Genomic DNA, 11,723 nt, shown 5'->3' on the forward strand with positions numbered 1-11,723 from the left:
TTAGCCTCGCCACATGACCCGCATCGTGCCCATGAGAATTGCCGTCGACGGTCACCGCCGAACTTTCAGCCTGGTCGAGGGGCGCGGTCCCGCAGGCTCGGGCGGCCGCGCCCTGGTCCTGGTCTTCCACGGCTCGCGACAGACCGGTGCGATCCATCGCCGCTTCACCGGAGGCATGTTCGACGCGCTGGCCGAGAGTGGCGCGGCCGCCGTCGCCTACCTCGACGGGTACCGGGGCAACTGGAACGACGCCCGGGAGGAGAACGCGTTCCCTGCACGCACCGAGCGGGTCGACGACGTCGCCTTCACGCGCCGCGTGATCACCGACCTCGCCGCGTCGCACGACATCGACCTCCGGCGCGTCTACGCGGTCGGGTACTCCAACGGGGGCCAGATGGTCCTGCGCCTGATCCACGAGGTTCCCGAGTGGTTCGCCGGCGCGGCGATCATTGCCGCGACGATGCCGGTCCCGGAGAGCTTCCTCGCACCGGCCTCCGTCCCGGCGACGGCCCCCATGCCGGTGCTCCTGATCCACGGCACGAAGGATCCGATCGTCCCCTACGACGGAGGCGGGTTCCCGGTCTGGGTGCGGCGGATCTTCCGGGTCGACGGGCGCAGCATGTCGGCGCCCGGGACGGCGCGCCACCTCGCGCGCCGCAACGGGATCACCGCGGAGCCGGTCGTCACCGAGTTCCGGGCGGGAGGTCGGGGACGGGGGCGGACCTGGACCGAGCAGACCGACCACCTGGAGGAAGGCCGCCCGCCGGTGCGCCTGCTGACGGTCCACGACGGCGGCCACACGGTCCCCGGCCCTCACCGCGCACCATTCATCCTGGGCCGGACCGCGCAAAACTTCTCGACCGCCTCCCTCCTGGCCGAGTTCCTGAGGATCGACAGGACCGACGACGAGGGACCGAATCCAGCAGCCCGCACCACCTGACGCCATTCGGACATGACGGTGCGCCGGGGTGGTCTCCCCCGGCGCACCGTCTCCGGACACACGCTGCCGTCTCACGACGACGGCTCTCAGGCGTCCGGCCCGTCGTCGGCCGGGCGTCGGCCGCGCCGCCCCTCGGGGTCACGCCGGCCCTCCGTGCCGGCGCCGTCGAACGGGCCGGGGTGACGGTGCGGGCCGGGACGGCCACGACGCCCACCACGCCCGGGACGGCCGCCGTACCCGCCGAACCCGCCGGGTCCGAACCCGCCGGGCCCCCAGCCTCCTGGTCCGAATCCGCCACGGCGCCGCATCTCCTCGAAGGCCTCGCGGCGTCCGCCCGACTCGTCGCCGAACTCGCTCTCGACGCGCTCCAGGATCCGGCCGAGGTAGCCGCTGAGCCGCTCCACCTCGTCGTCCTCCAGGACGTCCAGGAGGTCGCCGGCAGGGGCGTGCTCCTCGGCCTGTTCGGCCTCGCGCCCGGCCTCGGTGAGCCGGACGACGACGACGCGCTTGTCGTCCGGTGAGGGCTCGCGCTCGACGAGCCCTTGCTTCTCCAGCTTGGCCAGCAGTTCGGCCATCGCCTGCCGGGACATGCCCAGCAGGAAGGTGAGCTCCTTCTGCGTGGTCTCGGGCTGCAGCTTCAGCAAGGCGAGCACCCGGCCCTGCCCCTGGCTCGGGTCCTGCCACGGCGCCCTGCGCCCCGGCATCCTCCCCCGCCACAACTGGTGCTTCTGCAGCATCCCGACGGCCACGAGTCGCTGTGCGGCTTCCTGCCGCACGTCACGTTGCTCGGTCATGGTGACTTCCTCTCGATGATGGATCTGTCAGGTACCTGACAAGGACCACCATGCAGAACACCACCCCATTCTGTCAAGTACTTGACCGTCACGTACTTGACAGACACCGAGCCTTCGTCGTGGGGCCGGCCGTGGAGGCCTCCCCGCCGTCACGCCCGCCGGCACGGTCGTTCCTGGCCCGAGTTCGGGCCGTGACGCCCGACCGCGCGGAGCGGGGCGCCCGCGCCCGTCGGTTCGCGCGGAGCGCGGCGCCCGCGCCCGTCGTGGTTCTCGCGTAGCGGGCGCGGTCGCGGCCGGGTCTACACCTTCACCTTGGCCCGCTGCGCCTCGCGCTGCTTCTGCTTCAGCTCCTTGGCCTGCTGCTCACCCTTGAGGGTGGACGACTCGAACCAGTCGAGCGCTCCGGCCCAGCCGGTTCGGGGCTTGCCGGCGCGGAAGACCTGGCCGTACCGGATACGGCTGAACAGGTCGGGCAGCCGCTTGTCGAGGTAGCCGATCGTCACGAGCCCGAGCGCCCAGGCGGCACCGACCCCGTTCGCGATCCCGACGACCACCAGCGCCGGGGCCGTCCACGCCGCCGGCGCGAACAGGTGCAGGAGCAGCATGCCGCCGGTCGGGAGAACCGCGACCTGCATCAGCAGCATCGAGATCCACACGTGGAAGCTGATGTTCCCGACCGCGTCGTTCGGCCCGACCCTCTGCCGCGGGTCGACCCCGGGCGAGACCCCGACGGCCGCGACGATCAACGCCGCCCCGGTCGCCGCGCCCAGGAGGGCGGGAATGGCCGCCAGGAGGATCGGCACCGCCCACCACGCCTGGCTGAGGAGGACGAACACGGCGGACACCAGGAGGATCTTCGGCAGGACGGTCAGGACGACGCCCCACTGCCGGCCCCGTACGTCGGCCCGCACCGAGCCCTCGTCCTGGCCCACCACGTCCAGCCAGACGGCGCTGCCGTCCTGGCCGTAGACGGTGCAGGCGGAGATCCCGACCATGAACGTGATGATCAGCCCGGCGAAAGCCGCGACCGCGTCCAGCTCCTCACTGGCGAGCGCGAAGGCACCGATCAGCACGCCCGTCCAGACGCCGGACTGCGTCTCGATCATCCGCCACGCGTCCCGGCTCCACTGCCTGACCTCCTTGGCGACGACCGCCCCGGTCGGCGTGGCCGGCAGCAGGCCACCGCCCGCGACGAGCCGCGCCGAACGGCGGCGGCCGCGACGTCGTCGGGCGGGTTCGGTGGAGGGGACAAGCAGCGGGATCGTCACCGCGATCACCGCGGCGGCCAGTACCGCGAGACCGCCGAGCAGCAGGAGCGCACCGCCCCAGTCGCCCCGTGCGGCGCGCTCGACCGCGAGCACCGTCCACGAGGTGGGGCTCAGGTCCAGGGCGCGGGTCACGACGGCGTCGGTGATCCCGGTCGCGAGGAAGTCCGGCGTACGCTCGATCGCGACCTGCACGGGGATCCAGCCGGCGAACATGCCCGCGAACATCAGCCCGAACTGGACGCTCGCGATCTCCACCCCGGCGCGGGAACCCATCGCCGCGCCCAGCAGCCCGTACACCAGACGGGACAGCGCGACCAGAAGGACCCAGGTGAGCACCGCTCCGGGGATCGCGACCACCAGGGTCACCGGGGACAGCCGTACCGCGTGCGCACCGGTCACCAGCAGCGCGGCGAGTACGACGCCGGCCGCGATGCTCACGTACACGCTGACCAGCAGGCCACGGCCGAGTGCCAGGCGGCCGAACGGCAGGAGCGTGAAATAGCTGGGCCGCAGCGTGCCCGCGCCGCTCATCAGCACCGGACCGATCGCCGTCCCGACGCCCCACAGGAGCAGCCCGAGCGTCAGCACCGAGTGCCGCGCGGCGTCGCTGCCCGCGTTCAGCGTCGCCGCCCAGGTCACGATGACGAGAGCGCCGCCGATGACAGAGCCCGCCACCCGCATGCCCGGCGTCGAGTGCCGCAGCATCGTCAGCTTGAGGGAGATCAGCCACCGATCCATGCCAGGTCCTCCTCCCCCAGTTCCGTGGCGCCCACCAGTTCCACGAACCGGTCCTCCAGGCTCCGGCCGGCGCGCACCTCGTCGAGGGTGCCGTCCGCCAGGACGCTGCCCGCGGCAATGATCGCCACGCGGTCGCAGAGGCTCTCCACAAGGCTCATCACGTGGCTGGAGATGATGATCGTGCCGCCCGCCGCCGTGAACCGGCGCAGGATCGCGGTCAGCACGCGAGCCGAGACCGGGTCGACCGCCTCGTACGGCTCGTCCAGCACGAGGAGGCGGGGCGTGTGCAGCAGTGCCGTGGCCAGCCCGATCTTCTTGCGCATGCCCGTCGAGTACTCGCCGACCAGGGTGCCCAGTTCCTCGGCCTCCTCCAGTTCGAGGATGCGCATCAGCTCGGCGATCCGGTCGGCGACGACGCCGGCCGGCATCCCGCGGAACCTGCCCCAGTAGGTGAGCAGTTCCCCTCCCGTCAGACGTTCCGGCAACGCCAGCCCATCGGGGAGTACGCCCAGGATGCGCTTCGCGGCGACCGGGTCCTGCCAGACGTCGATGTCGTGCACGAGGGCCTTCCCGCCGCTCGGCCGGAGCAGACCCGTCGCCATCGACAGCGCCGTCGTCTTCCCCGCGCCGTTCGGGCCGACGAGCCCGAAGAAGGAGCCGCGCGGCACGGTCAGGTCGATGTCGTCGACGGCGACCTTGTCGCCGAACGTCCGGCGCAGGCCGGCCAGCTCCAGGGCGGACTCCGACGCTGCGGGCCCGCCCGGCTCGGCGGTGGGCCCGCCCGGCTCGGGCACAGGCCGTTCAGGTGTGGTGGTCATGCCTCCAGGCTGTCCGACGACGCCGGTCCGCGCCTCCGCCGATCGGCCACTCCTTCTCCGCCGAACGGGCACCACGACGCCCGGCCGTTCAGGTCACCGGGCCGACCGACCTATCCTCGGAACCATGGTGACCTCGGACGCGGAGGAGCGTCGGCCCGTGGGACCCGCCCTGGTCGTCGAGAACACCGACGTGTCCGCGGCGGAGCCGGCCACGGCACGCCTCGACCCGCCGGCGGTGGAGCCGGCGGCCACACCCCTGCGCGCCTCCACCCTGGCGGCGGCCACGGCACGCCTTCACGCCTCCGCCAAGCGGCTCGGGCGCCTGCACGCACGGCGCACCACCGGCGAATGGGTGGCCGACAGCGTCCAGGTCGGCATCGCGCTCCTGCTGTGGTGGTTCCTCGGGTTCGTCACCGTGGACGCCTACCCCGCCGTCCCCGACTGGTTCTGGCCCGTGGACCGGACCCTCGGGCTGCTGGCCTGCCTCGCCCTCTGGTGGGCACGGTTCCGGCCCGTGACGGTCGCGTTCGTCGTGCTCCTGCCGGCCGCCTCCGCGATGAGCGCGGGTTTCGCGGCGTTGGCCGCCGTCTACCGGCTCGGCTCGCACGCCCGTCCGCGTGTGGCGATCGGGATGACGGCGCTGTATCTGGCCGTCGGCATGCCCTACCACGCGGTCCTGCCCGTGCCGGGGACGACGTGGGCGTGGTACGCGCTCATGCTGGTGCTGATGCACCTGGTCGCCCTGTGCTTCGGACTGCTGGCCCGGTCGCGTCGCCTCGCGCTCGACCGCCTCCGCTCCGACGCCGCGCGGGAACGGCAGCTGTTCGAGGCCCGCATCGTGGGTGCCCGCCGCGACGAACGGGAACGTGTGGCCCGCGAGATGCACGACGTCCTCGCCCACCGGGTCTCTCTCGTGTCGGTACATGCCGGCGCCCTGGAGTACCGGCTCGACAACCCGGCGGCCCCGGCCCACCGCCCCGCGCCGCCGTCGACCACCGAGATCCGGGAGGCGGTGGCGGTCATCCGGCAGAACGCCCATCTGGCCGTCGAGGAGCTGCGTCACGTCCTCGCCGTGCTCCGCACCGACGAGGCGGGAGACGACGCGATCGGGCAGGACCACCCGCAGCCCCGCCTGACCGACATCGACCGGCTCGTCGACGAGGCGCGCGGAGCCGGACAGCACGTGACGGCGCACATGGACGTCGTCTCCTCCGACCTGCCCGGTACCCTCCAGCGCACCGCGTTCCGCGTGGTCCAGGAAGGCCTCACCAACGCCCGCAAGCACGCACCCCGGGCACACGTACGCGTCGAGGTGGTGGCCGACGACGGCGGGGTGCGCCTCACGGTCACCAATCCCCTGCCGGTCGGCGTCGGCCCGGGCGAGATCCCGGGCGCCCGCGCGGGACTGACCGGACTGGACGAGCGCGTCCGGCTCGACGGCGGAACCTTCGACCACGGGGTGCACGACGGCGAGTTCCGCCTCACCGCCCGGCTCGGGGTGCGACGATGAGCGCGTCCGCGGCCCGTCGCCGTGGCGGTACCGCCACGGCCGCCGATGCGCGCCTGGACGCCTGCCTTGGGGTGCTGTCGTGAGCGCCCCGGTCCGGCTCCTGCTGGTCGACGACGACCCCCTCGTGCTGCGCGGCCTGCGCCTGATGCTCGCCGGCTCCCCGGACCTGGAGGTCGTCGGCGACGTGGACGACGGCGACCGTCTCGTCCCGGCCGTCCGGGAGACGACGCCCGACGTCGTCCTCCTCGACGTGCGCATGCCCCAGGTCGACGGCGTGACCGCGCTGCGCCGGCTCCACGCGGAACCCGGACTGCGCCTGCCCGCCGTGATCGTCCTGACGACGTTCGACACCGAACGGGTCGTCCTGGACGCGATGCGGGCCGGGGCCGCGGGATTCCTCCTGAAGCACACGCCGCCCGCCGAGCTCGTGCGGGCCGTGCACGCGGCCGCCGCGGGCGAACCGACCGTCTCGCCGACGGTGCTGCGCCGCCTCATCGACCACGCGGCCCTCACCGGGCCCGCGGCGGAACTCGACCAGGGGGCGCCGCGCGCGGCCACCGCACCGACCGGCAGCGCCGTGCGAACGGGCGGGGCCACCACACCTGGGAGCGCGGGGACGCCGGACAGCGGGGAGCCGCCCGGCGCCGTGCTGGACCTCGACCTGCTGACCGACCGGGAGCGCGAGGTCGCGCTCGCCGTCGCGGAAGGCCTCGGGAACACGGAGATCGCGCGTGAGCTGTACCTCGCCCCGAGCACCGTCAAGTCCCACCTGTCGAGCGCCCTGACCAAGTTCGGCCTGTCCAACCGCACCCAACTGGCGATCGCGGTCCACGAGGCGAGGCGCCGCGGCTAGGGTGACGCGCTCACACCTAGGCGCTCCGCAGGATGGAGCTCAGTTTCTTGCCGCGGGCGAGCTCGTCGACCAGTTTGTCCATCCACCGGATCTGCTGCATCAGCGGGTCCTCGATCTCCTCGACGCGGACACCGCAGACCACGCCCTTGATCAAGGAGACGTTCGGGTTCATGGCGGGCGCCTCGGCGAAGAAGGTGCGCAGGTCCACCTCGGTGGCGATGGCCTTCTCGAGGCCGACGGCGTCGTAGCCGGTGAGCCAGCCGATGACCTGGTCCAGCTCCTCCTTGCTGCGTCCCTTCCGCTCCACCTTGGTCACGTACAGCGGATAGATGCCGGCGAAGCTCATACCGAAGATCCGATGTTCCGCCATGGTGCGCATCCTACGGGTTCGGCGTGTACGGACCGGTCGCGGACCGACTGTTCCGCCGAGACCGGCCGCCCGCTATTCCGTCGAGATGTACTGCACCTCGAACGGGAAGGGCAGCGGGCCGGTGCCGAGCTGGCCGGCGAGGGCCTCCGCCGACTCACGTGTGAACGACCCCGAGATCTCCGCCACTCCGGCGGTGATGACCGTGCCGGGCGGGATCGTCGGCGCCGACAGCACCACGCCGTCGACCGTGATGGCGAGCTGGTTGCGTGGGCTCGTCTCCCCCTGCAAGCGCTCGGTGAGCTGACTGAGGGCCGTGGTCCCGGTCTCGTCGAACTCGAGGATGACCGCCCAGGCCGCGGACTCGGGCGGGTACGACGCACTCGCCTCGACGACGGCGGCGCCGTCGACCTCGACCGGTCCGAGCAGGTACGTGCTGGTTCCGGCCGCGTCGCAGGCGATCAGTGGCAGGTCCGGATCCCCGGAACCGTCGGCGCCAGGGCGCTCGGCGGAGCAGTCGAAGTCCTCGAACTCCGCCACGACGCCGTCCGCGACACCGGGCACGTCCGGTGACACCGCCCCCGGGTCCGCACCATTCAGAGCGAGCACCGGCCGGAACGCCAGCTCTCCGGGTTCGGTCAACAGCGGGTGGTCGTCTTCCCCGACCGTGCCGATGACGTCCAGTGTGACCGTGCTCCCCTCGGCGACGGTGGTGTCCACCTGGCGCTCGTCCGTGTCGAGCCGTTCGGCCAGCACGTCGACGGCCTTGCTCATGGCCGCGGACGTCACCTCGCCGCCGTCGGCGGGCGCGGCCTTGAGCACGACCCGCGTGATCGGCTCTCCGGAGGGGTCCACCACGTAGTCCAGGGACCCGCACCCGGAGAGGGCGGGCACCAGGACACACATCATGATCACTGGCGTGGCTCGGCGAGTCATCGTCTCCCCCGTGGTCGGCAACGTCTGTCATCCGTGGAGCTCGGCGCAGGCCCGGTCGAGCGGGTGGCAGCCTTACACGATCGGACGAGCACGACCAGGACGCTTCGGTAGGTCACGCGTCGTTCGACGCACCCGCCCCGTCCCATGGACGCGAGCGTACGCGCACGCCACCTGCCCGGGAAGGAAAGTCGGGGTGCGAGCCGGCCGGTCGCCAGTCGGCGTCACTCGGCCGGTCGCTCAGTCGACGTCGGCCTCTCGGTCCGTCGCGGAGCTCCACGGCTCCAGCCGGGCCTTCGCGCCGTGGAGCAGGTCGATGCCCTCCGCGATGCCCTCGATGTCCGTGACGGGGAGCCGTACCGGTTCGTCGTCGCCGGGGAGCGTGACGAGCACGGCGGTGGTGAGGACCGCACCGCCCGCCGTGGAGCCCGCGCCCCACTGGATCATCGAGTCGGCCGACTCCCCCGGCCGCAGGACGACGGGCTCGCCCGCCTCCCCCACGGGTTCCAGCAGGATGTCGGGCGCCGACCCGTCCGCCGCGAGGAACGAGATCTCGGGGCGGCGGCCCAGCGCACAGGGCCCGTCCGACCGGTTCGTCGCCCGCACGCCGAGGTACCGCTGCCCGGTGGCGGCGTCGGTCCAGGGAAGCTCGAGCCGCACGACGTCGCTCGTGCATGCCGCGACACCCGCCACGCCGTCGGCCGCACCGTCACCGCCGCCGGCGCCGTCGGCCGTCCGGCCTGACACCCAGCCGGTCAGCGACGTCTCGCCGGTCTCGCCGATCCCCCACACCTTGTACCGGACGGGGTACCCGAGCTGGTCGGCGTAGCCGACGGTGTCGAGCAGCTCGGCCACCGGGACGGGGTCGGCCTGGATGATCACCTCGAAGTACGGCAGGCCGGAGTTCTTGTGGGAGTCCGGGACGTAGATCGCGGTGGTGACGTCCTCGATGACCGCCACCTGCTCGATCATCGCCAGCCCGGCGTCCGGCGGGACCGCCTTCTCTGCGTCGTCCCGGTGCGAGGCGATCCATTCGCCCGGGCCGTCGGCGACGCGGAAGCTTCCGGCGGGCAGATGCAGCCGCCGCGCCTCGTCCGCGGCCGACCGCAGGGTGCCAGGCTCGCTCACCAGGACGGCGCCGCGATCCGGTGTCAGTCCGACGTGCGTCACCCGACCGACCGGGTGCGCTCCCGCGATCAGCACCACGGCGTCCGAGACCGGGTCGTCGCCCAGGCTCGCGTACGTGCCGGTGCCGTCGGCCGCGAGAACGTAGGTGACCACGATGTCCGCGCCTGAGCCGGGCATCGTCGCCTCGAACGTGACCGGGCCGCGGTACACGTCGTCGGCCTGCACGACGGCGAGCGCCTCGTGCGCGACGGCCTGCGACTCCACGGGACCGGGCAGCGGGGTGGCGAGGTCGACGACGATCCCCGTGGCGCCGAGGCTCGGTTCGCCGTCGGCCACGTGCGTGGCGGCGACGCCGTCCACCCGCTCGACGGCGCGCAGCAGCGCGGTGACCTCCGGTCGCAGCGCCGCCGCCTCGGGCGGGAGGGACGGCCCCTGCGACACGACGGCGGGCAGGCTCCGGACATCCGTTGACGACCCCTGCACGGCCTGCCATACGACGGCCGTCCCGATGAGCACCGCCAGGACGCCGGCCGACCACGCGACGACCCGGGTAGGGCGCCACGTACGCGGCTCGGGTTCCGGCGGCGCCGGGACGCGGGCCGCTTCTTCGTGCGGCGCGGGTGCGCTCCTCGGGCTGTCGGTCGAACCGGGCCCGTAGGCGGGCGTCGACCGGTCCGGCGCGTCTGGGGAGTCGTCCACGTCGCGCACGGTATCCGAGCGCAGGCCGCCGGCATCGGCCGCTCTGCCGGCCCGACCGCCATCTTGGCCGGCACTTCAAGACTCCTCCGCACGAGGATCACGTCCCGACCCGACCCGCTGCGTCGCCGACCGCGCGCCTGGGGCGATGCGGTCGGCTGGTTGTCGACCCAGGTCGGTCCGATGTCGAGCGGTCGGTCCCTCGGGGGACCGACCGCATTGACATCGGACCGACCACTCGACGTCGGACCGACCGCATGACCCCCCTCACGCGGGAGGTGCTGCGGCATCTACAGCATGCCGATCATCCGGTCGAACCCGTCCTCGCTCACCACTGTGATGCCGTAGGCCTCCGCCTTGCGGGCCTTGGTCGAGAGCGAGTCCGGGTCGGCCGCGACGACCAGACGCACCTTCTTGGTCACGGCCGGGTGCGGCACCAGCCCAGCGGCCCGGGCGCGCCGCTCCCACACGTCACGCGGCTCACGCATCGCGCCGGTGAAGACGATGTGGTCGCCCGGCGCGAGATGCGGGCGCCGAGCCACGACACCACCCGGCTCACCGTCAGCCGTCGTACCGCGCCCGATGTCCGGCGTCACAACCCGCCCCGTGCCCGACACCGTCCCGCGCCCGGCGTCCGACGCCGTCCCGCGCCCTCCGTCGGTCATGGTTCCCGGTCTGACGTCCGACGCCGTCCCGTGTGCCTCGGCCAGAACGCGGTCTGCCTCGGCGGCGGGAACCTGGAGCATCGCGGCCACCGCACGGAGGTCGGCTCGCTCCTCGTCGGTGAGCACGCCGTCGGCCCAGGCCGTCCCCGCGAGCGCCGCGAGGTATTCGCGGTGCAGCGCGTCGGCCTCTGCGCGTCCGATGCCGGCCGCGGCGCAGTACGCCCCGAGCTGGTCGTGCTCACGGGCGGAGATGTACCGGTCGAGGAGTGCCCGGTCCACCAGTTCGAGGTACTCCTCCTTCACCCAGGTGGTGATCGGCCGGTTCCGGACCGTCGCCAGCCGGGCGAGGAAGTGGGTGTCCCGCGTGGTCGCCACACCCCGGGCGACCGAGGTCACGGACCCGGCCGGGATCTCGGGCCAGGGCGTGGTCAGCGCCAGTTCGACGACGTCGTCCCAGCCCGGCACCGTGCGGCGTGACCCGCGGTCGAGGAACACGCGCAGCAGCCCGGCGGCGGCGAGGGCGTCGGACATGGCCTCGTGGGCGTTGCGCAGTTCGACGCCGTGGTGGTCGCAGCTGCCGGCGAGCGACCGTGGTGCGCGCGGCGAGAGGAGTGATCCGGTGCGCATGGTGCACAGTGTCGTCGGCTCGATCAGCGGGACGTCGAGGCCTTGGCGTGCGAACTCGTGCCAGACGAAGCGCCGGTCGAACTGCGCGTTGTGTGCGACGAACGCCCTGCCCCGCAGCAGCCGGGCCACGTGTCCGGCGATCTCGCCGAACGGCGGGGCGTGCCGCACGTCGGCCGCCCTGATGCCGTGGATGTCCTGGCGGCCGAGGTCGCGGCCCGGGTTGATGAGCGTCGACCAGGTCTCCTCGACGACGCCGTCGGGCGCCACCTGCACGACGGCGATCTCCACCACCCGGTCATGCCCTTCCGGGATCAGCCCGGTGGTCTCGACGTCGACGACGGCGTATCCGCTCACTCCAGCCTCTCATCCCTGCTCAGCGGACCGAA

10 protein-coding genes are annotated in these 11,723 nt (G+C 72.9%); 3 read left to right on the top strand and 7 right to left on the bottom strand.

Going from position 1 to position 11,723, the window contains the following annotated elements:
- The first annotated feature begins 13 nt into the window (after positions 1-13).
- Positions 14-940, top strand: coding sequence for a CE1 family esterase (locus J0911_RS17160; RefSeq protein ID WP_207276662.1), 927 nt, complete (start codon positions 14-16; stop codon positions 938-940).
- Positions 941-1,026: 86 nt separating this feature from the next.
- On the opposite strand, the gene J0911_RS17165 is transcribed toward J0911_RS17160, so the two are convergent.
- From J0911_RS17165 to J0911_RS17175, 3 genes are all read right to left on the bottom strand, one after another.
- The gene (locus J0911_RS17165) at positions 1,027-1,734 is read right to left on the bottom strand and encodes a MarR family winged helix-turn-helix transcriptional regulator (protein WP_207276663.1); all 708 of its coding nucleotides are present in this window, start codon (positions 1,732-1,734) and stop codon (positions 1,027-1,029) included.
- Between the two features lie 299 nt (positions 1,735-2,033).
- A complete protein-coding gene (locus tag J0911_RS17170) occupies positions 2,034-3,740 on the bottom strand; it encodes a hypothetical protein (RefSeq protein ID WP_207276664.1) in 1,707 nt (568 codons plus the stop codon).
- The gene (locus tag J0911_RS17175) at positions 3,725-4,558 is read right to left on the bottom strand and encodes an ABC transporter ATP-binding protein (protein WP_207276665.1); all 834 of its coding nucleotides are present in this window, start codon (positions 4,556-4,558) and stop codon (positions 3,725-3,727) included. Before J0911_RS17175 ends, J0911_RS17170 begins: the two co-directional genes overlap by 16 nt.
- A gap of 124 nt (positions 4,559-4,682) precedes the next feature.
- On the opposite strand from J0911_RS17175, the gene J0911_RS17180 reads away from it, so the two are divergent.
- Positions 4,683-6,068: a histidine kinase gene (locus J0911_RS17180; RefSeq protein ID WP_207276666.1), complete on the top strand. Its 1,386-nt coding sequence runs from the start codon at positions 4,683-4,685 to the stop codon at positions 6,066-6,068.
- A 79-nt stretch (positions 6,069-6,147) separates the two neighbouring features.
- Complete coding sequence (locus J0911_RS17185; protein WP_207276667.1) at positions 6,148-6,921, top strand: response regulator transcription factor; 774 nt, start codon at positions 6,148-6,150, stop codon at positions 6,919-6,921.
- Between the two features lie 16 nt (positions 6,922-6,937).
- Here J0911_RS17185 and J0911_RS17190 read toward each other — a convergent pair whose 3' ends face one another.
- From J0911_RS17190 to J0911_RS17205, 4 genes are all read right to left on the bottom strand, one after another.
- The gene (locus tag J0911_RS17190) at positions 6,938-7,291 is read right to left on the bottom strand and encodes a DUF2200 domain-containing protein (RefSeq protein WP_207276668.1); all 354 of its coding nucleotides are present in this window, start codon (positions 7,289-7,291) and stop codon (positions 6,938-6,940) included.
- A 72-nt stretch (positions 7,292-7,363) separates the two neighbouring features.
- A complete protein-coding gene (locus J0911_RS17195; RefSeq protein WP_207276669.1) occupies positions 7,364-8,182 on the bottom strand; it encodes a SecDF P1 head subdomain-containing protein in 819 nt (272 codons plus the stop codon).
- Between the two features lie 279 nt (positions 8,183-8,461).
- On the bottom strand, positions 8,462-10,048 hold the full coding sequence (locus J0911_RS21225) for a DUF4232 domain-containing protein (protein ID WP_207276670.1): 1,587 nt from the start codon (positions 10,046-10,048) through the stop codon (positions 8,462-8,464).
- Between the two features lie 287 nt (positions 10,049-10,335).
- Positions 10,336-11,691 carry an exonuclease domain-containing protein gene (locus J0911_RS17205; RefSeq protein WP_207276671.1) on the bottom strand — a complete coding sequence of 452 codons (1,356 nt, stop codon included), beginning with the start codon at positions 11,689-11,691 and terminating at the stop codon, positions 10,336-10,338.
- Positions 11,692-11,723 lie beyond the last annotated feature (32 nt).

The sequence above is a fragment of the Myceligenerans salitolerans genome (genome assembly GCF_017349295.1).
In the GTDB taxonomy this organism is placed as follows: domain Bacteria; phylum Actinomycetota; class Actinomycetes; order Actinomycetales; family Cellulomonadaceae; genus Myceligenerans; species Myceligenerans salitolerans.